A 26,275-nucleotide genomic window follows, 5' to 3' on the forward strand; every position below is an offset into this window, starting at 1 on the left:
GTGTTTCAACCTTTGGTGTTTCAACCTTTGGTGTTTCAACCTTTGGTGTTTCAACCTTTGGTGTTTCAACTTTTGGCGTTTCAACTTTTGGCGTTTCAACCTTTGGTGCCTCAACCTTTGGTTTCGTACCGACTGTGATAACTTCTTCTACTGCTTCTTCAGTAATCGTGGTTGGTTCATTCGGTGTTACTGCTCCTGTATTAGGATCCAAGGTATAAGTTATTGTAGTAGTTGTTTTACCAGCTTTACCAGTTCTTGTTACTTCTCGATAGTCTTTATCTTTTGTATTATCTTCTACATAACGTGTTGTATATGGAGTAGTTGTTTCTACAACTTTAGGTTTAGTACCTACTTTAACTACTTTTGGTACCATAGGAGTTTCTTTTTCAGTCGGCTTACCGTCAGTTACAATACCATCAAGTTCATTCACAATTTTAGGTGTTGTAGTTACAATTTTACCTTCGCTACCGTTCGATTCAACAATTTCCGTACCATAGTCGATTGTTTTGTCTTCTACATAAGTTGTTGTAATTGGAATTTTTGTTTCTGTTTCTACAGGTGGTAAGTTATTCTCATACTTCTGTTTATACACATAGGTAATGACAGTTTCACCTTTCACAATCTCTGTAATATCTTGTTTGTCTTGTTCTTTAAAGGTATAACGCTTGTTCTCAAAGTCCAAATCGGTCGGATGAGTTAAAGATACCTCAGAACCTACTTCTTTAAGTTCAGATTTAACACTAGGTGCAATTTCAACACCTTGTTCGTTTACAAACTTCTGAGTCACTAAACCTTTGTTTTGAACTTCTGTATAAGTAACAGTATGGAAAGTGCGAGACACACCGTTGATTGCTTTTTCTGTATCTGTCAATTCAACTCTTTGGAGATTTGATGCATAAACAATGCGAGGTGTAAACTGATTACGTTTATTAGGAACTACTTTACTAGCAATGTACTCTTTTTGAGAAATTGTATTTTCTCCAAGTAAAGATGTTTCTTGTCTATAAGTGTAATCAGCACCAGCTGAACGTACTTCAAACTCGGATAATTTAGATTTTGGAATATCAGAAGACGTTATATCCCCTTTCCCCTTAAAACCTTGGACATCTAAGAATTTCGCATATAAATCTTTAATTGGAATAATATTTCCTTGCTTATCCTTATAAGTATAAGTTCGAGTGTAACCAATGAAATCAGTATGATTTTCAGCACGTCGAGTTAAGTTTTTAATAATTACATGAGTCTCAACAGGTTTACTGCTAAATGTAGCGTAAAGTTTGGTTTTTTCAGGTAGTGTATACTCAAATTTAGCAGTTGTCTCAATACTACCGATACCGTAAATACTAGATAAAACACTATCTGAACGAGGTGTGATGGTGTAACTATACACAGTGTTTGGAGTTAGTTCCACTATACGAGCAGGATACCCGATATTCACACGATTTGTTGCATATTTATCTGTAATTCCAATTCGAGCAGGTACCTTAATAAATGTTTCTGTAACTTCCTCAGTAGTTGGTTTCGATACTGCATTATACAAACCTTGAGAATCAGTTAACTCCAATTCATTCGCTTTCAAATACCGAATTTCACCGCTACTTGATGTAATCGGGCTAACTGACGCTTCTTTCGAGACATCTTCATCGATATCTCGACTATTTACCTGAGAAACTAATCTAGCTTTTACTTTAATATAATTAGCATTGATAAGAGTATTTTTAAACTCATCAATCTTAACTCTATCCGCTTTCACTTGTTCTTGTTCAGCTTTTGCAGACTCTAAATCACGAATTTGAGCATCTACTTTTTCTTCAGCAGTTGCGCGTAAATGTGTAACCTCAGAAGAACTATTTGCAACACCTACATTTTCAGTGGGTGTTTCTGTAACCTTAACCCCTAAAGCTTTTACTTCTTCAACTTTAGCTTTTAACTCGGTTTCTTTTACCGTATGTGTTGTACTCGTTTCATACTCACTTTGAACCACAGTTTCGCTAGGAGGAGTCTGTGCTGCATTAGGAGGTGTACTTGAATTTGGTTGTTCGTCAGCGCTTACAATCCCATTTAAAAATAAACTCCCTAAAGCAGTCGTTAGGATAATGCCACTTAACAAACCTAACTTAGTTTTACGGAGATAGCCATGACCTTTTTCTTGTTTTACTGCTTTATGCAATAGAAACACCAACTTTCATTTATTTGTATTGTTAATATTATTACATAATTAACTAAAAAAGTAAAGGTATCAACTCAAGAATTAAATATAATAAATTTATAAAAACTTCCTAACTACTGTACTAGAATTTTCTAAAATTCAAAAAACAATATCAGAACGGATTGATACTGATACAAAACAAAAAAACAAAATGACTCTTTATACATCTATGGTAGGATTCAAGACAGATTATTTATTTCTTAATCGATATATATAAGGAATCCTGATTAAACTGTCTTTAAAACTTAAGAAATCAAGGATATGATAAAAGGAATGGATATCAGTATATCTATTTTTACCATCTCAAAAGTAGATCCAGAGAATATAACTGTTCTCTTATGATGAGACTTTACTTTGGAGGCAACCATTCTGTCTTGTTTTATGAAAGAATAGCTTAACCTTTTACTTAAAATATTCAGCTAAAAAAAGAGAGAACGATTTTGTTCTCTCGAAATCCTTATTTTTCATTTACTATAAGAGTAAAGTATTTATAGCTTTACTCCCACTCAACTGTTGCAGGTGGTTTACTTGTAATATCATAGACGATGCGGTTAACGTGGTCCACTTCGTTTACGATACGTACAGAAATCTTTTGAAGGACATCCCAAGGAATCTTTGCAAAGTCAGCTGTCATACCATCGATAGAGGTGATAGCACGGATTGCAATCGTGTAGTCATATGTACGACCGTCACCCATAACACCGACTGAACGAACGCCTGTGTTCACTGTGAAGTATTGCCAGATATCGCGGTCAAGACCTGCTTTAGCAATTTCCTCACGAAGGATAGCGTCTGATTCACGAACGGTTTCTAGTTTCTCTTCAGTGATTTCACCCATGACACGGATAGCAAGTCCTGGTCCTGGAAATGGTTGGCGCCATACGATATGGTCTGGCATACCAAGCTCTGTACCAAGGGCACGAACTTCATCTTTATAGAGAGTGTTGAGTGGTTCAATCAATTCAAACTGCATGTCTTCTGGAAGACCACCCACGTTGTGGTGTGACTTGATAGTTTGAGCTGTATCCGTACCAGACTCAATCACGTCTGTATATAAAGTACCTTGAGCAAGGAATTTCACATCTTTGAGCTTGCTTGCTTCGTCATCAAAGACATACACAAATTCGTTACCGATGATTTTACGTTTTTGTTCAGGGTCAGAAACGCCAGCAAGTTTGTCAAGGAAACGTTTAGCGGCGTCTGCTTTGACGATATTTAAACCAAACTTACCACCAAGCATGTCCATAACTTGGTCCGCTTCTCCTTTACGAAGAAGACCGTGATCCACGAAGATACAGATCAATTGATCGCCAATAGCCTTTTGGAGAAGAACTCCAACAACTGAAGAGTCAACACCACCTGATAGCCCAAGAAGGACACGTTTATCACCGACGGTTTCACGAATTTTTTGGATCTGCATATCAATGAAGTTATCCATTGACCAGTCGCCTTTAGCCTTACAAATGTTAAGTGCAAAGTTACGAAGGATATCATTTCCGTATACAGAATGACGAACTTCTGGGTGGAATTGGATACCGTAAATGTGTTTATCTGGGTTTTCAATGGCTGCATAAGGGCAGTCAGCTGATGTTCCAGTACGAACAAAGTCAGAAGGAATCTCAGTAACCGCATCACCATGGCTCATCAAAACAGTCTGCTCGTCTGGTGTTGATTCAAAAAGAGCTGATGGTGTGTGTGTAAGAGTTGATTGACCGTATTCACGATTTCCAGCATCACCTGCAGGGACAACTTTTCCTCCAAGTTTATGGGTCAATAACTGCATACCGTAACAAATTCCCAAAATAGGAATTCCGAGTTCGAAGATTTCTGGGTCAATATCGAATGAACCATCTTCGTATACAGAGTTTGGACCACCTGATAGGATAATTCCTACAGGATTGATTTCACGAACTTCAGCAGCTGAAATTTTATGGCTCTTTAGTTCTGAAAAAACACCAATCTCACGGATACGGCGTGAAATCAGCTGGTTGTATTGGCTACCATAGTCCAATACGATGATTTTTTCTACATCTTTCAAATCAGTTGAAATGTTGCTCATCTTTTTCCTTTCTCAAAAGAAATATCTTTTTTCAATATTCTATCACAAATAAGGGCGAATTATCAACTAAACAAGGCGAAGTTTGACTTTTTCTAGTTTATTGGGGTACAATAGAGAAAAGATAGAAATGAAGTGAAAAATATGCTACCCGCTTATATGAAAATCCATGATCAGATTAAAAAGGATATTGACGAACATCGTTGGGCTATTGGTGAGAGACTTCCCAGTGAAAGAGATTTAGCAGAGCAGTTTGAGGTCAGTCGCATGACCCTCCGACAAGCTATTTCCCTCTTGGTCGAAGAAGGAGTTTTAGAGCGCCGTGTAGGAAGTGGCACCTTTGTATCCAGTACACGTGTACAAGAAAAGATGAGAGGGACAACCAGTTTTACTGAAATTGTTAAGTCCCAAGGTAAAGTACCCTCTAGCCAACTCATTTCCTACAGAAAAACCATTCCCAATGAACAGGAAGTTGCCAAGCTAGGAATTTCTCCTACCGAAAATATTATCCGAATGGAACGTGTTCGCTATGCCGACCAAGTTCCTCTGGTTTATGAAGTTGCTTCTATTCCTGAAAAATTCATTAAGGACTTTAAAAAAGAAGAAATCACCAGTCATTTCTTCCAAACCTTGCAAAAACACGGCTACCGTATAGGCAAATCTCAACAGACTATTTATGCTCGCCTTGCTAAAGAAAAGATTGCCCACTATTTGGAAGTTGAAAAAGGACATGCTATTCTTGGTTTGACTCAGGTTTCCTACCTAGAAGATGGTACTGCTTTTGAATACGTAAAAAGTCAGTATGTAGGCGAACGCTTTGAATTTTATCTTGAAAATAATTAGATTACTATGCAAAAACTCTCTGTCACGGACAAAGAGTCTTTTTTATTTCTCTAAGAGTAAATCTTTCAAAGAAATCAGAGTTACAGCAAACAATATCATTGCCATGCCAAGAAAATCAATAGGATAAAATTGTTCATTCATAATTAGGAAGGCAAAGAAAACCGCCGAGATTGGCTCAATTGAAGCCAACAAACTTGACTTAACTGGTCCAATCAGACTGGCTCCTTTTAAGAACGCTGTATAGGCAAAGACAGTCCCGATAAGGATAATGCCCGCAAAAGCAAGGAGAAAATCAAGACTAGTCGGTATATTGGCCTGTAGAACCCCTGTAAAAGGAAGGGCGACCAAACCAGCTATGACCATTCCCACACCAATGACCAAACTGCTACCCCACTTCTTAATCAAGGTTATGGGCAAAATGATATACAGGGCGTAAGTCAGAGCAGAAAAGAGGCCCCAGAACAGACCTGCAGGTGTCATAGATAACTGGTCCAACTGCCCATGTGTTGCGATCAGGAAGGTTCCTCCGATGGCTAATATGATAGAAACAATCTCTCCCAGTGTCGGCGCCACCTTATCCTTGATACAGCTATAAATTAAAATCCCAACAGGACAAACATACTGAAGCACCGTCGCGGTTCCTGCATTGGTCTCCTGAATAGCAGTTAGATAGGCGAATTGATTGAGGAAGAGGCCAATTAGAGCAAAAATGAGAAGAGACAGCAAACTCTTTCTATCCTTTAAAAAGGCCAGCATTTTATCCTTTGCAGTAGCATAAGCCAAGACCATGAGAATCCCACCGGCGATTAAAAGTCGTAAGTTAGTTAAAACCAGAGACGAAATTCCATGTGCCATCAGGTATTGGCCACTCGTTCCTGACAAGCCCCAAGCAATCCCAGCCACAACTGTTAATATAGTCCCTTTTAAACTGTTTGACATGTCTCTCCTTACTCTTCTTTACGAATCAAGTCCATCACTTGATTGCGGTCTACAATCCATTGAGCCCTCTCATCCTTTTCATAGGTACGATTCGATAGAAAAATAGCCGCTTCTTGATTCTGCCGATTCCACATGATGAAGGTACCTGTATAGCCCGTATGGTCTAGCCAATCTCCTTCCAAATTCCATGCTAAAGAACGTTCCTTGTCATCCAAAGGAGAAAAATTTTGACTCAAATCTCTTGCAAAATCATCTGCTAAATAATGTTCTAAAAAGATTTGTAAATCCTTTACAGTAGAAAATAAACCAGCACTACCTGCATGTCTGCCCAGAAGGCGAGCCTTGGGATCATGTACCAGACCTTCCTCGACACCTCTAACTGTTGGAACAGCATGCTCAACAGGCCCAAATTGGGTTTCCGTCATTCTCCAAGGATTCCAAACTTGTTCTTGTAAAATCACATCCAAGTCTTGATTAAAGATTCTTTCCAAAATAAAACCCAACAGCAAAAAATGGACATCCGAATAAAGAAAGGCTGGCTGATTTCGTCTATTGAGATGAAACATCGCTTCCTTTAATTCTGAATCTGTTAAAAGATCACGATTGGGAATAAACGGATCAAGGTCTGTAGCGTGAGTTAAGAGCTGGCGAATAGTGATGTCTGGATAATCACTCTCTGGTAAAAAATCTGTTACCGGTCTGTCAATATCTAATTTACCTTTTTCCCACAAGAAGGTAAAAACAGTACCTACCCCAACAACCTTGCTGACACTGGCTAGGTCATAAAGCAGTCCTGTCTCAGTATCCAAGCCATGCTCTGGATCACTCTGACCTAAATAGAACTCCGTCCATTGATTGTCCTTAAAATACGCAAAAGAGGCTCCGGGATAAATCCCTGCCTCGATTTGTTCTTCTATTTTTTTAATAATCTTGGTCCACTTCATACTTCTTCAAACCACAATTCAACGTTATTTCTATCTTTTCCAAGGAAGAATTTTTCAGACTTAGGAATAAAATATTCAGTAGACTCAAACTTCTGGCGCAGACTTTCTATATCTAGTTCATTGACCAAGAACTTGAGCATAGATAAGTCCCAAGTAACCGTATTGTCTACAGTCAAATCCTGCCCCTGTGCTGGGATAAAATTAAGTGATGCCCCAATTTCAGATAGTTCCAAGAAACTTTCAATATTCGTTGGGAGGTGTAATTCCATAGAGATCTCAAATTTACTCAAAGAAATTGATTCCAAATCTGTTTGAAATTCAGGTTTTTCTCCTACTTCTACTAGATTTTCTCTGTCATCTTCCGCATGAATCAAAACCAAATCATCTTCTGGAGAGTAAATTTCAAAAGCGTAGCCGTTTTGACCTTTATATAATTGATGAATCGAATCTGTTTTAGATAAGAGTCCTTCAATTTCTAAGGGATTTTCCACTTTGACAATCAATCTAGCTAGTTTTTTTCTTCCCTCTACCTTACGAGTGCGCATACTTGGAGCTTCTTCTAAAACCAGCTTTTCTAGACCTGTTTGATCACCTAGTGACAGAAAGGCTGACTCTTCTAACAAGGCCTTCATGCCAAGGGTTTCTATATAAAATGTTTCATTTAATTTTCTATTATTAACTTTTAAAGTAGGAATAATCCGTACAATCTGATTTACATTCATAAATTCCTCCAACTCTTTTATTTTAAAGGATTTTAGAATTTTTTACAAGAAATTATGCTCAGATTTACCTTTTTTTCGTAAAATTTCATCTAAAAAACCGAGGATTTCCTCGGTTTCAATTTCTTATAGGTAAAGGAATTTGAAGATAGCTACTGCGGCAATTGCTGCTGCGATCGGTGCTACTACTGGTACCCAAGAGTACCACCATTTTGAATCACCTTTGTGCTCACCAAGAACTGATTTTGGAAGGAAAGCATGAAGGAGACGTGGTCCCAAGTCACGGGCTGGGTTCAAGGCAGGTCCTGTAGGTCCACCAAGTGATGTTACCAAGGCCATAACTAGGAAACCTAGTGCCAAGTGAGCAATTCCAAGACCAGATGTCATAAATGGTGCTACTTGTTCTTTAGCTTGGTCAAGTGCTGCTGTTACTTGTTCTTGAGGAATGGTTTGACCTTGAGTAGTTGCTTGTGCAACTTGAGCATTAATAGCCGCTTGTGCTTTTGATACTAGTTCAGCACCAAAGAAGTTTTTAGTCATTCCAAGAGCTGCAAAGAAAAGAACAAATGAACCAACAAACTCATTTACAAAACCATTAACAGTTGCTGCAAAATGTGATTCTTTTGTACCATTATCCAAACTTGAAATGGTTGAGAAAGTACCCAAGATGTTGTTTGGATTTTCAGTTTTCAAGTAGTATGGGCGGTGTGTTGCCACAACCAAGGCTTGACCAAAGATAGCACCCAAAACTTGTGCGATGATATAAGGTGCAACTTGTGCCCAAGGGAAGAGACCGCTGATCGCAAGTCCAAGAGTGAAGGCTGGGTTGATGTGGTTACCTGATACGTTACCAAACATCAAGGCTGGGATCATAACCCCCATACCGTAACCAACAGCGATAACGATCCAGCCACTTTGGTGACCTTTCGTACCTTTAAGTTCAACGTTGGCAACTGCACCATTTCCAAGAATGACCAAAATAGCAGTTCCCAAAAATTCAGTGGCATATTTAATTGCCCATGTGAAATCCATTTGATAGATTCTCCTTAAAATTTTTTAGACAATCCTTATTCTATCAATTTTTATATCTTTTAGCAACAGGTTTTCTAAAAGAATATATAAGAAAGCGGTTTTATTTCTTATAAAAAGCAAAAGGATTAAGAAGGTCATTCTCCTTAATCCGATAGTTCTTATTCTTGACGTTGTCCGAAATCTGCAATCATCTGTTCCATTTCTTGTCGACTCTGAGTTGTCAGCATATAAAGGTAATCTCCTTGAAGTTCCGCGAAGGCTGCTGGCATGATTTTTTTAACTTTGAACTGCTGACTGTATTTGGCAAGCAAGTCCTCCTCAGAATAAACATAGTGAGCATTTGCACGACGGGATGTAGCTAAACAATATTGAGCTTCAAAGTCTGACGCTGGGAACTCTTCTCCTGCGACAATAGCAGCATAGCCACGATAAAGATCCAAAGAATGGGCAAAGTTATAAACATCAATGGTAAAACCACCTGCAGGACGGTTATTGTACTCAATGGCAATGTAGTCGTCCCCTTCACGGAAGAACTCAATATGGAAGAACCGTTCTTTCATACCAAATTCCTTGACAATGGCCTCACCATATTTACGTAATTTGGGATCCATATCCTTAAGAACATAGTAGGAATTGTCCATCTTGTAAATCATGAGATCAAGCGGTGTATAGGCGTAGTCAAAAGTCGTTGAGAAGACAATCTTACCATCCTTGTCTACGAGCCCGTCAAAGGTACAGATTTCACTAGAAGTAACAAATTTTTCAAAGAAATAAACGGTCGAATGGTCCCATTCTTGCTTAAAGTGATTGATATCATCTTCTGTCTCGAGCTTAAAGGTTGCGGCTGCTCCAACTCCATTATCAGGTTTGGCAATCATTGGAAGACCAATTTCTTTCACTGCTTGATCAACATCTGCTTCCGTCTTGATAACAGCTCCAGGTACCACAGGGACACCTGCTTTTTTGAAGAGTTTCTTCATTTCAGACTTAAATTTCGTCTTTTTGAGATCCTCTGGTTTGGCACCAAAGACATTGAATTGTTCTCTGAGTGTTGCATCCAACTCAAGCCAGTATTCATTATGAGACTCAATGCGGTCAATTGGGCCATGTTTATAGAAAAGAAAGGCTACAGCACGTTTGACTTCGTCTATGTTCTCAAGATTGTCCACACGGAAATACTCGGTCAGGCTATTGCGTAAAGGTTCATCCAATTGCTCGTATGGTTCTTGACCAATTCCCAATACTGTGATGCCTTTATTAGCTAGTTCAATGGTAAACTGTTGAAAGTTTTGCGGATAGTAGGGAGAAATAACAAGGTAATTCATAGGTAACTCCTTTTATAAATAGAGATTTCCAAGGAAATAAGGCATTTGTTTGCGCCACCATTCCCAGTCGTGGGCGACATCGTGTCCCCATTCAGCAAACCAGGCTGGAATTTGTTTCTGGTCAAAGGCTTCTTTAAGCTTGTAGAAAGATGGAAGACCGTCTTGTTCCCAGGCACCAAGCCCCGTACACAGCACAATCTCTGCCTGACGGTAACGGTCAATAAACCAGCCGTCATTCTGATTCCAGATATAATCTACTGGCGAGTTTTGATAAATAGCATCGTCATTGTAGTAATCGCCAACAAAGAAACGTGCGTCGTAAACACCACTAAGAGCAATCACTTTGGTAAAGACATCTGGATGCTGGAGGAAAAAATTGACAGCATGGTAGGCGCCCATCGAGCAACCTGTCGTCATCATACCATCAAACCAACCTGTCTTATGCTTGATAAAAGGAATAGCCTCCTCAATCACATAGCGTTCGTAGGCACGGTGCATCTCTGCTTGATCGTGACCTTTTTTCCAAGTGGCCAACCAGCTCTCACTATCTACACTGGATAGGGTAAAGAACTGGACACGGCCTTCCTCGATAAAGGAAGCACAGGCATCAATCATGCCAAAATCATAGTATTCGTTGTGACTACCACCTGATGAAGCAAAGACCACAACTGGAATCCCAGCATGTCCATAACGGTTAAGGTACATTTCACGGTTGAGGTGACCACTCCAGTGGCTGAGGTTTTCAATATGCATTGGCTTTCTCCTTTCTTAACTTACCATTTCTCTGCAAAAAATCTCAGACAGTCTGGTAAATTCTCCGACCAAGGGATTTCACTATGGATGGCACCAGATTGAACTTTCAAGACAAGATTATCTAAGTGTACCCCACCTGCTATCAAATCATGGTAATACCGAAGAGACGAATCGATATAGGCTTGTTTGATATTACCAGCCATCAGGGTCTTGTCCGTATCATCTGCTTCTTCAGTTCCAACATAGATAAAGATACGCTGGTCAGGCGATAGTTTCTGGCGCTCGATGTAGCGATTAAAGGCTTCTTGATGGAGCCAGTTGGCAGATGAAAAGACGCCCAAGCAACCAATTTGGTCTTGGTATTCCAAACCGATAAACTGGGTAATATTGCCTCCTAGTGAAGACCCAATCATAGCCGTATGCTGGCAGTCAGCTTTAGTACGGTAGGTCTCATCGATAAATGGCTTGACCACCTCCATAACAAACTCAGCATACTCCACGCCCTTACCGCCAAATTGCTGTCCTGGGATAGGAGATTCTTGGAACTTCCAAGCCGCATACTCATTCATCCGCCCCATACCATCATTGTCAATGGCGACGACAATCATGCGACTGATATCAGGATTACGCTTAATAGCTGGGATAATCTTCCATGAATGTCCAATGAAAGACTCCTTGCTATAAAAAACATTTTGCCCGTCATGAAAGTAAACAACAGGATAGGAACGATCCGTGTCTTTCTCATAATCTTTAGGCAGAAGAACACGTACACGGCGTTCCTTACCTGTATAAGGAACCTTGAGTTTGTGTTCTTTCATTTTTAAATAAAAGTAGGATAGATTCATTGTCAGAAAACTCTCTATATTCAAAATTTTATTTTATTATATCACAATTATAGAAAAAAAGTTAGTTTTGCTTCCACTTTTGGAATTAAAAACTAACTTTTTCATCTCTTTTTCTAAATTCTTCTGGATTTTCTGATTAGAGCAGATTGTCAATCAAGTCATCCACTTCATCTTTTTCAGCCTGCGGTGTAATCTCAGTAATCATGATTCCAGCCACAGCTCGCTCTACTAATCCTTCAACATCCATACGCGCTTCGTACTGCTCCGCATTCTTAATCTTAGGATTTGTTTTCGGACGATCTGGCGCAAAAATGGTACAACAGTCTTCAAAAGGCTGGATAGAAATTTCAAAGGTGTCAATTTCCTGAGCAATGTCAATGATTTCCAACTTATCCATTGTCACAACTGGACGGATGATGGGAGTGTTGGTAACTGCATTGATAGCCTGCATGCTTTCGAGGGTTTGGCTTGCTACTTGACCAAGACTTTCCCCGTTGATAATTACTAAACCATTTCGTACCTCACGGATACGGTCAGTAATCCGCATCATAAAACGTCGTGTCAAGGTCATGAGGTAGGCTTCTGGCGCTTTAGCCTTAATTTCCTCTTGAATCTCTGTAAAAGGAACTTCGATAAACTGGATATTTCCCCCAAACTTGGTCAATTTACGAGTCAAATCTTGGGCTTTTTTAAGAGCACCAGGACTCGTGTATGGTGGACTTGCAAAGTGAACAGCCTCAATATCCACTCCACGCTTAAGTGCAAGATAACCTGCTACAGGTGAGTCAATCCCTCCTGACAACATAAGCATCCCTTTACCTGAAGTTCCAACTGGTAAACCACCAGCCCCACGAATAGTTTCATAAGAAAGATAGGCTGCTTCTTCACGGATTTCCACCTGAAGATTGATGTCAGGACTTTTCATTTGAGCTTGCACATTTGGAATGGCTTCGAAAACAGCTCCTCCAAGTGTTTGGTTGAGTTCACGACTATCAAGTTCAAAGGTGTGGTCGCTACGCTTGCTAGAAATTTTAAAGGTCATGCCTTCTTTGTAGATGTCCTGCATAATCTCTTGGACAGCAGACTTCAGAACTTCTACAGATTTTTCAACCTTATAAACAGGGGAAAAGTTTTGAATTCCAAAGACTTGCTTAAGCGATTCTGCAACTGCTGTGTAATCCGCGCCATTGAGGTATGCGTGGGCACGGTCACGATCTGCCGTTACCTTAACTTGGGGATAGATAGACAAAACGTCTGAAATATTATTGCGAAGTTTATTGATGAAACGCATACGATTTTTACCCTTGGTTGACAACTCTCCGTAGCGAATCATAATTTCTGAATACTGCATGAATGCTCCTATCTTACTTTTCTAGTTTGGTTGTAAATTAATTTTAACTTGGTCAAAAACTGCTCGACCTGACTCATATCATTTTCAAGGTCTAGACTAAGACGCACAGCTGACTGAGCCTTATCCTTATCCACTCCCATGGCAATCAGGCTTCCGGCTGGTTTTCCTGCCTTAGATGAACAAGCTGAGGTCGTTGAGATGAAAATATCATAGTCTTCAAAAGCGTGAACAATAACCTCACCACGAACACCTTTGATTCCAAAAGTCAGAATATGAGGAGCAAAGTCTTCCTCATCTGAAAAGACAAAAATATCTGGATAGTCCAGAAGTGCTTGACGAATCACTGCCTTCATCTGCCCTGTCTTACTAGTAAAGATATCTAGCTTTTCCATAGATAAACGGAGAGCCTTGGCTGTCGCTGCAATTCCTGCCACATTTTCAGTTGTCGAACGGTAATCACGTTCCTGACCCCCACCTGTTAAAAGAGGCGTAATCTTCTTGCCAGACTTGATATAGACAAAACCAACACCACGAACTCCGTGGAACTTGTGACCAGAGAAAGTCGCGAAATCCACTCGTTCTGTCAGATACTTTTCAGTCGGAATCTTGGCAAGCGCCTGAACCGCATCAACGTGGAAGGAAATAGTCGGCTTGTCTGCTAACAGTTCTGAAATAGCTTGAATAGGTTGAATCGAGCCAATTTCATTGTTTACTGCCATGATGGAAACGAGGGTCGTATCAGGTCGTATCAAACCTGCTAACGCCTCAACATCCACAAATCCTTTGTTATCAACTGGAGCAAAATCCACTTCAAAACCTTGAGATTTCAACCAAAGGGCTGACTCTTTGACTGCCGGATGTTCAATGGCTGATACAATGATGTGCTTTCCAAACTGAGCCTTTTCAAAGGCCACACCCTTGATGACCCAGTTATCTCCTTCTGTCCCACCAGAAGTAAAGAAGATTTCATCGCTTTTCTTACCGATTAAATCTGCAATCTGTTGCCGAGAAGCATCTAAGATTCGTGTTGCTTGGTCTCCCAAACGATGGAGACTAGATGGATTTCCTAAAATTTTTGAAGCGACCTGCATATAAGTTTCAAGGGCTTCAGGATAGGGCTTGGTCGTCGCCGAATTATCAAAGTAAATCATGTTTTCTCACACTTTCTAAAATCACTCCTTCTATTGTATCATGAAACGGAGCTTGCGACAAGAAAGGGCAATTCCTCTTTTTTTAAGATTTTTTTAAAGAAATGCGGTATAATAAATTTTAATTAAAGGAGAGAATGTATGTCTAATTATCGTAGAACTTCAAAACCAAAAACAGAACACATCAAAAAAGGCTTTACGGTCTTTCAAAAAACTGTTGCCACTATCGGTAGTATCCTTGGCTTAATTACTGCAAGTATCACTATCATGAACGCCTTGGATAATAATAAAAATACTAAAAAAGAACCTACGACAAGCCAGACGACAACAATTGTCAAAGAAATTCAAAAGGAATCCCCTCAGGAAAACACTAGTCCCAATAAGGAAAATAACACTTCTCAAGAAAAAACACAGCAAGAGGAAACACCAAAATCTAGCGTCAAGGAAGAGAAAAAAGAAGAGCAGAAAGCAGCAACTCAGGATTCTTCTACTCCTACTCCAAGTAAACCTGCCGCTGATAATGAAAAACAGTCCAATAATACTCCAACTTCGGAAAATAAAACTAATCAATAATCACTAAAATAGCCTCCTTCCAAACTTGGAAAGAAGCTATTTTTTTATTGTTGTAAAACTTTTCTTGGTTTGGTACCTTCAGCTGGACCAATGACACCTGCTATCTCAAGCTCTTCCATGAGACGGGTCGCACGATTAAATCCAACTGACAAACGACGCTGAATCATAGATGCGCTGGCTTTCTGGGTCTCAATGACCAAAGCTTTGGCTTCTTCAAAAAGCGGATCTCCACCAGTTTCACCATCTGAGAATTCACCTTCATTTTCAGAAACCTCACCTGGATCAAAACTCTCATCGTAGTCCGCATCTGCCTGAGCCTTGATAAAGTTTACGATGCGTTCAACATCATCATCCGAGATAAAGGATCCTTGGAGACGAACTGGATGATTTTCATCGATTGGTTTAAAGAGCATATCTCCTCGACCAAGCAGTTTCTCAGCTCCATTTTCATCCAAGATGGTGCGCGAGTCTGTACCTGATGATACCGCAAAAGCCACTCGAGATGGGACATTGGCCTTGATCAGACCAGAGATGACATCAACGGATGGACGCTGGGTTGCAAGAATCATGTGGATACCTGCAGCCCGCGCCTTCTGCCCAAGACGAATGATGGCATCTTCCACTTCCTTGCTGGCAACCATCATAAGGTCAGCCAACTCATCCACAATCACGACAATGAGCGGTAGCGGAATTTGCTTGTACTCAGACTGGGCATTGAACTCTTCTACCTTGGCATTAAAGCCTGCAATATTACGAACTCCAACCTTGGCAAAGAGTTCATAACGATTTTCCATTTCATCCACGACCTTTTGCAAAGCCTTGCTGGCCTTACGTGGATTGGTCACGACTGGAATCAAGAGGTGGGGAATATCATTGTAAACAGACAACTCAACCATCTTAGGATCGACCATCATAAACTTAACTTGGTCAGGTCTCGCCTTCATGAGGATGCTAGCGATAATGCCGTTAACAGCTACTGACTTCCCTGAACCCGTTGAACCTGCAACTAGCAAGTGGGGCATCTTGGAAAGGTCAAAAGCTCTTGCGGTGCCATTAACTGCCTTTCCTAGAGGAATTTCTAAGAGATTTTCTGCTTTCGTTTGAGATTGTTCCCATAGTTCGCGGAAGGATACCGTCGCAATCTCAGAGTTAGGAACCTCAATCCCGACTAAGGATTTACCAGGTATTGGAGCCTCAATCCGGACATCCTTGGCTGCCAAGGCTAGAGCGAGGTCATCTGCTAGATTGGAAATGCGGTTAACCCGTACACCGACTGCTGGCTTGACTTCATACTTGGTCACTGACGGCCCAATTTCAGCCCGTTCAACCGTTACCTTAATACCAAAACTAGCAAAGGTTTCTTCTAAGATTTTGATATTTTCCCGAACGATTTTCTTCTCTTTAGACTGGTCTTTGGGTTTATCCGGTGCAAAGAGTTGTAAGCTTGGAAGTTTGTATTCAAGAGCCTCCTTGGCTGAAAAATCGACCTGAACATCTTCGTCATCAGAGTTATCTCCCTGTTCAGGGAATTCAAGTTCAGCTTGAGGCAGGATGATTTCTGGTTCTACCCACTCTTCTTCTGGAAAAGGTGGAACGTCAGGCACAACATCTGCTGTCAGAATTTCACCTGTTTCCATATCAATAGGAGGCAAATCGAGTAAGGCTTTTTCAGCCTCTTCTTGTTCTAATCTAGCCTCTTCCTCAGCCTTTTGGCGAGCTTTTTCTTCTTGTTTAACAAAGCGTTCCTCTTTTCGACGCTCATGCCCTTCTCGCCATTTGGCAAAGCCTCTACTGAAAAATTCAGCAATATCGTAAACAGACCAAGGACTGATTAGGAGAGCGCCTGCTAAAATCAAGATAGAACCAATAAAGTAAGTGCCGATATTTGAGAAGAGAAAGGCTGTTGGCACATAGAGTCCAACACCAATCAAGCCTCCACCAGCAAAACTGGTCGTTCGAAAACCAGTTAAATCCGTCACAACCTGAGCCATGGTTCCTTTTAGAACGGACTTGTCCAAACCATATTTCCAAACCAAGTAAGCCTCGAAAATCAAGAGCAAACCAGCAAATATGGTTAAAAAGCCTGATAGGAGTCCTTCCTGTTTTCGTATCCACTTGAAAAAGAAGAGGTAGAGCAGGATACCAAATATTGCCAGATAAGCTAGGCTACCCACCAGCAAGCGAATTAAATTGTAAAGAGTTATACCCGCAGCCCCTAATTTGAAGGCTGCGAAAATCAATAAAAGGGCGATTCCCAACGAAATCAACATTCGTTGAATCGCTTCTTTTCTTTCGAGTTCTGCTTTAGACGGTCTCCGTCTTGTTTTACTTGTATTCTTGTTTGCCATTCTTCTATTATACCATATTTCACAAGCATTTCGGAAAGAGAAAAAGACTGCACCAAACGGTCCAATCTTTTCATTTTATATCTAATACTCAATGAAAATCAAAGAGCAAACTAGGAAGCTAGCCGCAGGCTGTACTTGAGTACGGCAAGGCGATGCTGACGTGGTTTGAATTTGATTTTCGAAGAGTATAAGTTTTATGCTTGGGGTTTACGTAGATAACCATAGACCACACCACTTACGATTGCTCCTACCAAGACTGAAACGAGGTAAAGAAGAGCATTTGAAGTAAGCGCGATAACGAAGATTCCTCCGTGTGGTGCCATGAGTTTGATACCAGTAAGACCAACGAGGCCTCCTGCTACTGCTGAACCAAGGATGAAGCTTGGGATCGCACGAGCTGGATCAGCGGCACCAAATGGAATCGCTCCCTCAGTGATAAATGACAAGCCCATGATGATGTTGGTCAAACCAGAGTTGCGTTCTTCCTTAGTAAATTTGTCTTTAAAGAGAAGAGTTGCGACAAAGATGGCAAGTGGTGGCACCATTCCTCCAGCCATAACTGCTGCCATAGCCACAGAACCACCTGAAGAAACAGTTGCTGCAAGCGTACCTGTACCAAAGACATAAGCCGCTTTATTGACTGGTCCACCCATATCGACAGCCATCATTCCTCCAAGAACGATACCAAGAAGGACAGCTGAACCTCCTCCAAGACCGCCTAGGAAGTCATTCATAGCAGTGTTGATTGCCGCCATTGGGATATTCACAGCTAGCATGACAAATCCAGTCAAGATTGTTCCAAGAAGTGGCAAGAGAAGGATTGATTTTGCACCTTCAAGTGAACGAGGAACTTTAACGTATTTCTTGATAGCAAGAACTAAAGCACCTGCGATAAATCCACCAACAAGGGCACCTAGGAAACCAGATGAGACACCTGCAAGAGTTGAAGTTGCTTCACCACCTGCGGCATAAGGAATTTTACCAAAGGCAAAACCTTCTTTAGCAATAGCACCAGCCACGAAACCTGCTACCAAACCTGGTTTTTCAGCGATAGAGTAGGCAACATAACCTGCAAAGACTGGGAGCATCAATCCAAAGGCTGCACCACCAATTTTCATGAACATAGAAGCTAACTCATGGTAAGAACCAAGATTGCCAAGTTTTTCATTTGGAACACCCAAAGCGCCGTCAATCAAGAAGGCAAGGGCAATCATGATACCACCGCCAATAACAAATGGCAACATTTGAGATACACCACTCATCAAGTGTTTGTAGAAGGCACCACCAAGGCTTTGTTTTTCGTTAGAGGCTGTTGCAGCTTTTGCACCATTAGCGGCACGGTAGACTTCCGCTTCTCCTGAAAGAGCCAAGTTAATCAATTCTTCTGTTTTACGGATCCCGTCAGCCACTGGACGATTGATCAATGGTTTGCCATCGAAACGATCCATCTCAACCGCCTTGTCTGCAGCTATGATAACAGCTTTAGCCTTGCGGATGTCCTCAGCAGTTAGTTGGTTTCCAACACCGCTAGCACCGTTGGTTTCAACCTTGATTCCAACACCCATTTCAGCAGCCACTTTTTGAAGGGCTTCTTGAGCCATGTAAGTGTGGGCAATACCTGTTGTACAAGCTGTAACAGCAACGATAAAGTCACCAGAGTCATTGGTAGGTGCTTGAACTGGCTCCTCAGCTTTTTCTGAAGCTTGGTTAAAAAGTTCGATAACTTGGTCAGCTGATGTTGCTTGACGAAGTTTATCAGCAAAGCCATCTTTCATCAAGTATTGAGACAATTCTGCCAAGGCTGCCAAGTGAGTATCATTGGCGCCTTCTGGAGCAGCAATCATGAAGAAGAGGTCAGTTGGTTGTCCATCTAAACTTTCATAGTCAACACCCTTGTTTGATTTAGCAAAGAGAACAGTCGCTTCTTTTACAGCAGCATTTTTGCTGTGAGGCATTGCGATTCCATCACCCAGACCAGTAGAAGTGAGAGCTTCACGCGCCAAAATTCCTTCTTTAAATGTTTCAAAATCTGTTACATAACCGTGGTCTGTCAAACTTTTAATCATCTCGTCGATGACAGCTGTTTTTTCAGTTGCCTGCAAATCCAGCAACATGACATCTTTTCTCAATAGGTCTTGAATTTTCATCGTTTTTCTACCTCAACTTTTTCATATGTTTCTTTAATAAATTCTGCCGTTGCCAAGTCATCTGAGAATGTCGTTGCTGTTCCACAAGCAACTCCCCATTTGAAGGATTCTACTACATCTTTAGATTTGACAAATTCACCTGTAAATCCAGCAACCATAGAGTCACCAGCTCCAACTGAATTTTTGACTGTTCCCTTGATAGGTTTGGCGAAGTAAGCTCCCTCAGATGTGACAAGAAGGGCACCATCACCAGCCATAGAGATAATCACATTTTGAGCACCTTTAGCTAGGAGTTCTCGAGCGTATTTCTCAATTTCATCTAAACTTTCGAGTTTCACTCCAAAAATCGCTCCAAGCTCGTGATTATTTGGTTTGACCAAAAGTGGCTGGTAGTCCAAACTATCAATCAAGGTCTGTCCTTCAAAGTCACAAACCACTTGAGCACCAGTCTGCCGCGTCAAGGCAATCAAATCCTTGTAGATGACATTTCCTAGGTTTTTAGCACTCGAACCCGCAAACACAACCGTATCATCTGCTGTCAGACTAGATAAAATAGCTTTCAATTCTTCTAACTGGGCTGGTTCGACATTTGGACCCGTTCCGTTGATTTCTGTCTCTTGGTCTGCTTTGATTTTAACATTGATACGAGTATCTTCTGCCACTTGGACAAAACGTGTCTCGATTGCTTCATCAGCCAAAGTATCTGTGATAAATTTACCAGTAAAACCTCCGATAAATCCAGTCGCTGTATTTGGAATATCCAAGCGTTTCAAGACACGACTGACATTGATTCCTTTCCCTCCAGCAAACTTATCATCACTATCCATTCGATTGACACTACCGACTTGGACTTGGTCCAAACGAACGATATAGTCAATGGATGGATTGAGTGTGACTGTATAAATCATACTTCTATTACCTCCGTTTTCTCCTTAATAGCCTGCAAGAGCTCATGCCCTTGACTTGTGATAACAATAGCTCGTTTGAGTGGTGCTACCTTGGCAAAGCAAGTTTGTCCAATTTTTGACGAATCAACCAAGACATAGGTCTGTTTGGCATTCTCTAAAATAGCGCGCTTCACAGCACCCTCTTCCATATCAGGAGTTGTATAATAGCCATCGTCCACACCATTCATCCCGATAAAGGCACGATCAAAGTGCAATTGGTTAATCTGGTTAAGAGCAACGCCCCCGATGCTAGCATCTGTTGCCATCTTGACACTTCCTCCAACCATGACAGTTGGAATCTGCTTTTCAACCAACTGTGCGGCATGGTGAATCGAGTTGGTCACGACTGTAACATTCTTATTGACCAATTCATGAATCAAAAAAGCAGTTGTTGTTCCAGCATCGATAAAGATGACATCTTGTTCCTTGATGAGAGAGGCTGCTTTCTGAGCCAGCAACTTCTTCTCTTGAAGGTTTTTGACAGATTTTTCTTGAATGGTTTCTTCTTCCTGCAAAGAGTGAGGCAATTCTGCTCCACCATGTACGCGACGAAGCTTGTTTTCCGCTTCCAACTCATCCAAATCTCTTCGAACCGTTGATTCTGAGGTCTCTAGCAAACTAACTAATTTTTCTAGAGAAACTACATGATGTTGATTTAACTCCTCTAAAATCAGTTGCTTCCGCTCTGTTTTTAACACCGAATCACCTCCTGTTATCGTTTACACTATTCATTCTATCACACTTTATTTAAAAGTCAAGCATTTTTTATCATTTTCTTTCAAAATCTATCATTTTCCTTATTTCTAGAATTTTTATTGCAAGATAAGGGCCTTTATGGTAGACTATTTGAGTAAGTATTGGAAGATTACTCAAGAGGCTTAAGAGGCCGTGTTGGAAACGCGGTAGGCGTGTAACAGCGTGCGTGGGTTCGAATCCCATGTCTTCCGTTTATTTTAAAAAAGATACCCAAGAAATCTTGGGTATCTTTTTTCTTATATGCTTGTTTTATAACTCGGGTGAATTTCTTAGAAAATATCAAATAGCAATTTCACATTGAGAATTGTTAAGATAATGGAAACGATATAGCCAAGGATGGTATTCCATTTAGCATTGGTAAATTCTCCCATCAGTGATTTCTTAGAAGTTAGATAAATCAGTGGGAAGATTGAAAATGGAAGAGCAATCGAAAGAAAGACTTGTGAATAAACCAATAACTGATCTAATGTTTTTTCCTGATGACCAAACAGAACCGCTACAATCATGACAGGCAACAAGGCAAAGAGACGAGTTGCCAAACGAATGAACCATTGAGGTAATCTCATATGCAAGAAACCTTCCATAACGATTTGTCCAGTCAAGGTACCCGTAATTGTCGAATTTTGACCACTGGCTAATAAAGCCAAGGCAAACAAGGTTGATAAGGTCGAGCTAGCTATAGCTCCTGCAATAGTAGAATCCTGCAAGGCATTATACATTTGAGAGAAGGCAGAAATCTCAGATGCATGGCCGAAAAAGAGAGCCGCCCCGAGAATTAATAGAAGGGAGTTAACCACAAAGGCCAAGGATAATTGGAGATTTGAATCCCAGGTCATAAAGCGCACGGCTTTTCGAACATCATTCTTGTCCTTGTGATTGATTTTCCGAGTTTGTGACAAGGAAGAATGCAAATAGAGGTTATGGGGCATAACCGTTGCTCCCACGATCCCTAGTGCCAAGGTTAATTGACTTTCATGCCCTGGCAAGGGACTTTCAAATAAGGTTGCATTCGGTAGATAACCCTCAACGATTCCTTGGAAGCTTGGATGTGACAAAGCTACCAGATAGGTAAAAATTGCTAGAATGGTTAAAATCAGTGTTGTCACAATAGCTTCAATCTTCTTAAAGCCAAATTTCATCAGAAGCAATAAGAGAAAAACATCCAACACGGTCAAGAGAATTGCTATCATAATCGGAATCTTAAAGAGAAGATTGAGAGCAATCGCTGAACCTAGAACTTCTGCCAGATCTGTCGCCATCAAGGCTAATTCTAAAATCACCCATAGACTATAACGAAGCCATTTAGGTGAATGATGAGCCGTTGCTTGAGCCAGGTCCATCTGGGTTACAATACCAAGCTTTCCTGCCATCTGCTGAAGTTGCATGGCAATGAGAGATGAAATCAAGATAACAAACAAGAGACTATACTTATAGGAAGCACCACCGACTACACTGGTAATCCAGTTTCCTGGATCCATATAACCAACTGCGACAAGAGCACCCGGACCTAAAAAGGCATTTAAATTTTGCCAGAAATGATTGTTATTTGGAGTATCGATAGATTGATTAATCTCAGAGAGTGACACTTTTTTATGAGAAGACATAGATACTTACCTCTTTCTAAACCTACTTTTTCATTATTTTCTATTAGAGAAAAATAAGATTGACTTTAAACTATTAAAACAATGAAAACTATATGAAAAACATTTAGTTTTTTCATTATTTTTCTTAAGGTACCTTAATATTTTTCTTAAGGCACCTTAATTATAACACAAAAATGAAAACCATATGAAAAACATTTAGTTTTTTCATTATTTTTCTTAAGGCACCTTAATTATAACAGAAAATATGATAAAAACTTAAGAAAATTCAGGACTTGATTTAATATTTAGGATACAACAAAATGTTGTATTCTTTTTTTGCAAAAGAATACCAAAGAAAAAATAAAAAACGTTGATTTAACAACGTTTTACCAAGGAATGCAAAAGAATGCAAAGGAATAATGGAGCCGGTGGGAGTCGAACCCACGTCCAAACACCTGCTAACATATTTGTCTACAACCATAGGTTATGTATTCGTTTAACAGTCCCTCGACACATAACTCAAGCCTAGAAACCGCGAGTCTATCAATCTCTTATCAAGCCGCTAGACAAGACTTGATCGTATCTCGCTAATAATAAGACCTGTCATTGAACACGAGCAATCCAAATCGGGTCACGCCTGCTGGTTTTTAGGCAGCTAGAGCGTAAGAAGTGTTATTTTTTGCAGTTATATTTAACTGAGCGTTTACGTCGCCACACGAGTCGCAAAATATGCCTCATAATGCCTGTCGAATCCGTAACGACCCCAAAAGACAATAAAACCATTATACCTTATCTAACACAAAAATGCAAAAAGGAAAGCAATTAACTACAAAAGATAGTCTTTCAAAGATTTTGTCAAAACCTGATAACCAGCAACACTAAGGTGCAACCCATCAGTTGTATAATCTTTTTTGAGTTGACCTGCCTGGTCTGTCAAACTATCAAAAACTGGCACAAATTCTACCTGCATATAGGCAGAAGCAAGCTCTTGATAGGCTTGATTCCATTTCTGAATTTTTTCATTCGTGCGGATATAGACTGTCTGCTTGTACTCTTCTCCCTCATTGACTGGCAAAATAGAAAGCAATTTAATCTCAGTCAATGGATAATCGCGAGCAATGGATTGTATGATAGCTTCGAGGTTATTGAGAGCCTCATTCACAGGCACATCTTTTCCGATATCATTTGTCCCAATCAAAAGGACAATTTTATCTACTGCTCCACCGTACAGATGCGCATCTAGATTTTCTAATAACAGCCCTGTCTGATACCCTCGAATGCCTCGATTGACAATCGTCTTCGAAGTCCCAAATAGTTCCTGCAGAGGATAATATTCGACAATGGAATCCCCAATAAAAAGAATGTCTGGCTCTACAACAGAAACCTGATTTAAGTGACGATACTTGGTTTGGATTTTTTCTTGTTCCTTTAGTAACCAATTTTCTAATAACTGTACTGCCACTTCATTCTCCTTTTTCTAACCAGTTTTCCAAGATTTGATAAACTCCTCCTTGGCTATTGGCTGGCGCTAGAGCAGTAGCCACAGCTTTGGCTTTATCATCAGCATTTTCCATCGCATAGGCAATTCCAGCCATTTCAAGCATTTCAACATCATTTTCACTGTCACCAAAAGCCATGATTTGTTGGGAGGTCAAGTCCCAGCGCTTGAGTAATTCTTCCAAGCCCCATGCTTTATGAATTCCAGCTTGAAGGATATCAATGCAACCATAGCCACTCGATACAGCACGAACACGGCCATCAAAGAGGTCATTGATTTCTTCCAAGACCGAACTCAAACGTTCCTCACCAACAACCATACTCATCTTGAGCACACCACCAAAGAGGTCAGAGGTTAATTCGTCCACAAATTGCATCCGTTGGTAGAATTTTTCAATCATTTCTGGAGTCATAAAACTTTCAAGGTCTGTAAAAATCGTACCTTCTTTGACGAAACCACCCTTCATAGACGTTACAACAAACTGATCCTGACACGCTCGACCCTTAAAATGAGCCAAAGCCTTATCGACAATGGCATCATCCCAAGTCTGAGCCTGAATCAGTTCATTGTTTTCAAAAATACGAGCACCGTTTGCAACAACCAGAACCACCCGATCGACCAAGTGCTCCAGTAGTTGCCTCATGCGGTGAATTTCATTCCCAGTCGCAATGACAAAACGAATACCCCTTTGATCCAACTGATCTAAAATCTTTTCCAAACGTGGGAGATCAAGCTGGCCTCTAGCATCCAGCAAGGTCCCATCCATATCTGTTGCAATTACCTTAATCGTCATTTACTTTCCTCTGGATTCAAGCTAGTCCCACTTCAATCCCACATGTTCGTTCATTTCTTTGTAGGCTGTATCAATTCGTTCCTTAGTCGCTTCATCTAACTGGTCACGATGACTACCACCCTCGATAAAATCTTCTAAGATATAAGTTTGGTATAGGAATAGTGGATAACCTTCTGGAGAATAGGTTCCTTTTGGTGTACGGTTTACCCAAGAAGGATGCGCTTTGGCAGTTTCGATTGTCGTCTTACCGGCTTTTTTCTTAACAGTCACATCCATGAGCACGCCACGCTCTGTCCACTTAGCATTCTCTTCATCTTGCATGGTTTCAATTCGTTGATTGGAAATGAAGTTCCCCATTGAATAGATAATGAGTTTCTTGTCCCCATCTTTTTCAACCGTTTCAGATGGTTCAACTACGTGAGGGTGCCCTCCAAAGATAATATCAGCTCCCCAATCGATCATCTTGTGATAAAGAGCCTTTTGTTCTTCAGTTGGTTCCAAGCGATACTCCACACCCATCTGAGGCATGATAATGGTGATATCTGCTTCCTTCTCTGCTCGTTCAATTTCAGCCTTCATCTTGTCTTCATTTAGGTCTGAAAGATAGCGGTTATAGTCTTCTTGAGAAATACTTTGCTCAATTCCATTAAAACCATAAGAATAGGCTAAAAGTGCAACCTTGATGCCGTTCACTTCCTTGATAACCAGTGGAGCTTGATCACGTGACTCATGCGTATACACTCCAATAGGTGTCATTCCTGCCTTCTCAATAGCATCTGCTGTTGAAACCACACCTTCTATTTGTGAATCTAGGATATGGTTATGCGCCAAGTCTAGCACTTGATAACCGGCATCCTTGATGGCATCCATAACTTCACCAGGTGCATTAAAGAGAGGATAACCTGCCAAATAGTGGTCCTTGTTAACAGTACCTTCAAAATCACCTATAATCAAGTCCGCTTGTTTGAGCCATGGTTTCACATAATCATAATTTTCATGAAAATCATAGGTTCCATCTTCTTTTAAAGCAGAACGATAGATGGGAATATGATAGAGGAGGTCTCCGTTGGCCATAATTCTAGCAGTTTTTTCCTCTTCCTGATCTTTAGCATTTTGATTGGTCTTATTAGCTTCTTGAGAAATGGCATCCTTTTTTTGACTGGTTAAAGGAATTCCTTGGAAGCTTTCAAACAACAAGACCAAGCCCATTGATAAAGCAACTGCTAGCAAGAGTATGGCCACAAATCCCTTATTACTCCACTTGCGATAACTCCTAAAAAAGTTTACAAAACCCCTCATAAAACGAAAAACCGGTCCACGTTTATGTCTATCTTGTCTTCTTTGCATCTTCATTCTCCCTACTTTCTAATGCAAGCCTTTTCTTTTTATTATATCACAGATAAGTAATTCTTTCACAATTGAATCGAACCTACTAGGCATTTTCTATAAAAGCTCGATGCCGTAAT

General features: G+C 40.5%; 21 protein-coding genes, 1 tRNA gene and 1 other RNA gene. 3 read left to right on the forward strand and 20 right to left on the reverse strand.

All coding sequences use genetic code 11. The features are described from left to right. Both L0P31_RS06990 and guaA read right to left on the reverse strand, forming a co-directional pair. Window positions 1-2,179: G5 domain-containing protein (locus tag L0P31_RS06990; protein ID WP_238096288.1), on the reverse strand; the 2,179-nt coding region annotated here is incomplete at its 3' end. 526 nt (window positions 2,180-2,705) lie between these two features. Continuing rightward, window positions 2,706-4,268 carry a glutamine-hydrolyzing GMP synthase gene (gene guaA, locus L0P31_RS06995; RefSeq protein ID WP_238096290.1) on the reverse strand — a complete coding sequence of 521 codons (1,563 nt, stop codon included), beginning with the start codon at window positions 4,266-4,268 and terminating at the stop codon, window positions 2,706-2,708. Window positions 4,269-4,409: 141 nt separating this feature from the next. Between guaA and L0P31_RS07000 the strand changes: the two genes are divergently transcribed. Then, a complete protein-coding gene (locus L0P31_RS07000) occupies window positions 4,410-5,108 on the forward strand; it encodes a GntR family transcriptional regulator (RefSeq protein WP_000936192.1) in 699 nt (232 codons plus the stop codon). Between the two features lie 42 nt (window positions 5,109-5,150). Here L0P31_RS07000 and L0P31_RS07005 read toward each other — a convergent pair whose 3' ends face one another. From L0P31_RS07005 to L0P31_RS07045, 9 genes are all read right to left on the reverse strand, one after another. Beyond that, a complete protein-coding gene (locus L0P31_RS07005) occupies window positions 5,151-6,047 on the reverse strand; it encodes a DMT family transporter (RefSeq protein ID WP_238096292.1) in 897 nt (298 codons plus the stop codon). Window positions 6,048-6,055: 8 nt separating this feature from the next. Continuing rightward, window positions 6,056-6,991: a serine hydrolase domain-containing protein gene (locus L0P31_RS07010; protein ID WP_078238377.1), complete on the reverse strand. Its 936-nt coding sequence runs from the start codon at window positions 6,989-6,991 to the stop codon at window positions 6,056-6,058. Continuing rightward, complete coding sequence (locus tag L0P31_RS07015; protein WP_049516567.1) at window positions 6,988-7,713, reverse strand: CppA N-terminal domain-containing protein; 726 nt, start codon at window positions 7,711-7,713, stop codon at window positions 6,988-6,990. Before L0P31_RS07015 ends, L0P31_RS07010 begins: the two co-directional genes overlap by 4 nt. 123 nt (window positions 7,714-7,836) lie before the next feature. Beyond that, window positions 7,837-8,742, reverse strand: a complete 906-nt coding sequence (gene gla, locus L0P31_RS07020; protein ID WP_049546710.1) for an aquaglyceroporin Gla — start codon at window positions 8,740-8,742, stop codon at window positions 7,837-7,839. A gap of 158 nt (window positions 8,743-8,900) precedes the next feature. Continuing rightward, entirely contained in the window at window positions 8,901-10,067 is a 1,167-nt protein-coding gene (locus tag L0P31_RS07025) for an ATP-grasp domain-containing protein (RefSeq protein WP_049546709.1), read from the reverse strand. Between the two features lie 12 nt (window positions 10,068-10,079). Further along, window positions 10,080-10,820 (reverse strand): esterase family protein, encoded by a 741-nt coding sequence (locus tag L0P31_RS07030; protein WP_084924211.1) that lies wholly within the window; start codon window positions 10,818-10,820, stop codon window positions 10,080-10,082. A 20-nt stretch (window positions 10,821-10,840) separates the two neighbouring features. Beyond that, window positions 10,841-11,665, reverse strand: a complete 825-nt coding sequence (locus tag L0P31_RS07035) for an alpha/beta hydrolase (RefSeq protein WP_084924210.1) — start codon at window positions 11,663-11,665, stop codon at window positions 10,841-10,843. A gap of 136 nt (window positions 11,666-11,801) precedes the next feature. After that, window positions 11,802-13,016 carry a tRNA uracil 4-sulfurtransferase ThiI gene (gene thiI / locus L0P31_RS07040; protein WP_084924208.1) on the reverse strand — a complete coding sequence of 405 codons (1,215 nt, stop codon included), beginning with the start codon at window positions 13,014-13,016 and terminating at the stop codon, window positions 11,802-11,804. 8 nt (window positions 13,017-13,024) lie between these two features. Next, a complete protein-coding gene (locus L0P31_RS07045) occupies window positions 13,025-14,167 on the reverse strand; it encodes a cysteine desulfurase family protein (RefSeq protein ID WP_238096294.1) in 1,143 nt (380 codons plus the stop codon). A gap of 138 nt (window positions 14,168-14,305) precedes the next feature. Between L0P31_RS07045 and L0P31_RS07050 the strand changes: the two genes are divergently transcribed. After that, the gene (locus L0P31_RS07050; protein ID WP_238096296.1) at window positions 14,306-14,737 is read left to right on the forward strand and encodes a DUF6556 family protein; all 432 of its coding nucleotides are present in this window, start codon (window positions 14,306-14,308) and stop codon (window positions 14,735-14,737) included. Between the two features lie 44 nt (window positions 14,738-14,781). Here the strand turns inward: L0P31_RS07050 and L0P31_RS07055 are convergent, their stop codons facing one another. The 4 genes from L0P31_RS07055 to L0P31_RS07070 form a co-directional block, all read right to left on the reverse strand. Then, on the reverse strand, window positions 14,782-17,085 hold the full coding sequence (locus L0P31_RS07055) for a DNA translocase FtsK (RefSeq protein ID WP_337926984.1): 2,304 nt from the start codon (window positions 17,083-17,085) through the stop codon (window positions 14,782-14,784). Between the two features lie 194 nt (window positions 17,086-17,279). Beyond that, complete coding sequence (locus L0P31_RS07060; protein WP_238096298.1) at window positions 17,280-19,232, reverse strand: PTS fructose transporter subunit IIABC; 1,953 nt, start codon at window positions 19,230-19,232, stop codon at window positions 17,280-17,282. After that, entirely contained in the window at window positions 19,229-20,140 is a 912-nt protein-coding gene (gene pfkB / locus L0P31_RS07065) for a 1-phosphofructokinase (RefSeq protein ID WP_070527933.1), read from the reverse strand. The genes L0P31_RS07060 and pfkB overlap by 4 nt, the downstream gene beginning before the upstream one ends. Continuing rightward, window positions 20,137-20,877 (reverse strand): DeoR/GlpR family DNA-binding transcription regulator, encoded by a 741-nt coding sequence (locus L0P31_RS07070; RefSeq protein ID WP_000920654.1) that lies wholly within the window; start codon window positions 20,875-20,877, stop codon window positions 20,137-20,139. Before L0P31_RS07070 ends, pfkB begins: the two co-directional genes overlap by 4 nt. Window positions 20,878-21,038: 161 nt before the next feature. On the opposite strand from L0P31_RS07070, the gene L0P31_RS07075 reads away from it, so the two are divergent. Then, window positions 21,039-21,126 (forward strand) — tRNA-Ser (locus tag L0P31_RS07075). Window positions 21,127-21,204: 78 nt separating this feature from the next. On the opposite strand, the gene L0P31_RS07080 is transcribed toward L0P31_RS07075, so the two are convergent. The 5 genes from L0P31_RS07080 to L0P31_RS07100 form a co-directional block, all read right to left on the reverse strand. Then, window positions 21,205-22,539 (reverse strand): Nramp family divalent metal transporter, encoded by a 1,335-nt coding sequence (locus L0P31_RS07080; protein ID WP_000094601.1) that lies wholly within the window; start codon window positions 22,537-22,539, stop codon window positions 21,205-21,207. A gap of 396 nt (window positions 22,540-22,935) precedes the next feature. Then, window positions 22,936-23,283, reverse strand: a transfer-messenger RNA (tmRNA) gene (ssrA, locus tag L0P31_RS07085). Window positions 23,284-23,344: 61 nt separating this feature from the next. Further along, window positions 23,345-23,980 carry an SGNH/GDSL hydrolase family protein gene (locus L0P31_RS07090; RefSeq protein WP_000290665.1) on the reverse strand — a complete coding sequence of 212 codons (636 nt, stop codon included), beginning with the start codon at window positions 23,978-23,980 and terminating at the stop codon, window positions 23,345-23,347. Window position 23,981: 1 nt separating this feature from the next. After that, entirely contained in the window at window positions 23,982-24,809 is an 828-nt protein-coding gene (locus L0P31_RS07095) for an HAD family hydrolase (RefSeq protein ID WP_000153519.1), read from the reverse strand. Between the two features lie 21 nt (window positions 24,810-24,830). Next, window positions 24,831-26,156, reverse strand: coding sequence for a CapA family protein (locus tag L0P31_RS07100; RefSeq protein WP_319799240.1), 1,326 nt, complete (start codon window positions 26,154-26,156; stop codon window positions 24,831-24,833). Between the last annotated feature and the right edge of the window lie 119 nt (window positions 26,157-26,275).

Source organism: Streptococcus mitis, from assembly GCF_022137125.1.
In the GTDB taxonomy this organism is placed as follows: domain Bacteria; phylum Bacillota; class Bacilli; order Lactobacillales; family Streptococcaceae; genus Streptococcus; species Streptococcus mitis_CE.

Coding starts and splice junctions, on each gene's coding strand:
- guaA (WP_238096290.1), bottom strand. CDS start 4,268: ATGAGCAACATTTCAACTGATTTGAAAGATGTAGAAAAAATCATCGTA.
- L0P31_RS07000 (WP_000936192.1), top strand. CDS start 4,410: ATGCTACCCGCTTATATGAAAATCCATGATCAGATTAAAAAGGATATT.
- L0P31_RS07005 (WP_238096292.1), bottom strand. CDS start 6,047: ATGTCAAACAGTTTAAAAGGGACTATATTAACAGTTGTGGCTGGGATT.
- L0P31_RS07010 (WP_078238377.1), bottom strand. CDS start 6,991: ATGAAGTGGACCAAGATTATTAAAAAAATAGAAGAACAAATCGAGGCA.
- L0P31_RS07015 (WP_049516567.1), bottom strand. CDS start 7,713: ATGAATGTAAATCAGATTGTACGGATTATTCCTACTTTAAAAGTTAAT.
- gla (WP_049546710.1), bottom strand. CDS start 8,742: ATGGATTTCACATGGGCAATTAAATATGCCACTGAATTTTTGGGAACT.
- L0P31_RS07025 (WP_049546709.1), bottom strand. CDS start 10,067: ATGAATTACCTTGTTATTTCTCCCTACTATCCGCAAAACTTTCAACAG.
- L0P31_RS07030 (WP_084924211.1), bottom strand. CDS start 10,820: ATGCATATTGAAAACCTCAGCCACTGGAGTGGTCACCTCAACCGTGAA.
- L0P31_RS07035 (WP_084924210.1), bottom strand. CDS start 11,665: ATGAATCTATCCTACTTTTATTTAAAAATGAAAGAACACAAACTCAAG.
- thiI (WP_084924208.1), bottom strand. CDS start 13,016: ATGCAGTATTCAGAAATTATGATTCGCTACGGAGAGTTGTCAACCAAG.
- L0P31_RS07045 (WP_238096294.1), bottom strand. CDS start 14,167: ATGATTTACTTTGATAATTCGGCGACGACCAAGCCCTATCCTGAAGCC.
- L0P31_RS07050 (WP_238096296.1), top strand. CDS start 14,306: ATGTCTAATTATCGTAGAACTTCAAAACCAAAAACAGAACACATCAAA.
- L0P31_RS07055 (WP_337926984.1), bottom strand. CDS start 17,085: ATGGCAAACAAGAATACAAGTAAAACAAGACGGAGACCGTCTAAAGCA.
- L0P31_RS07060 (WP_238096298.1), bottom strand. CDS start 19,232: ATGAAAATTCAAGACCTATTGAGAAAAGATGTCATGTTGCTGGATTTG.
- pfkB (WP_070527933.1), bottom strand. CDS start 20,140: ATGATTTATACAGTCACACTCAATCCATCCATTGACTATATCGTTCGT.
- L0P31_RS07080 (WP_000094601.1), bottom strand. CDS start 22,539: ATGTCTTCTCATAAAAAAGTGTCACTCTCTGAGATTAATCAATCTATC.
- L0P31_RS07095 (WP_000153519.1), bottom strand. CDS start 24,809: ATGACGATTAAGGTAATTGCAACAGATATGGATGGGACCTTGCTGGAT.
- L0P31_RS07100 (WP_319799240.1), bottom strand. CDS start 26,156: ATGCAAAGAAGACAAGATAGACATAAACGTGGACCGGTTTTTCGTTTT.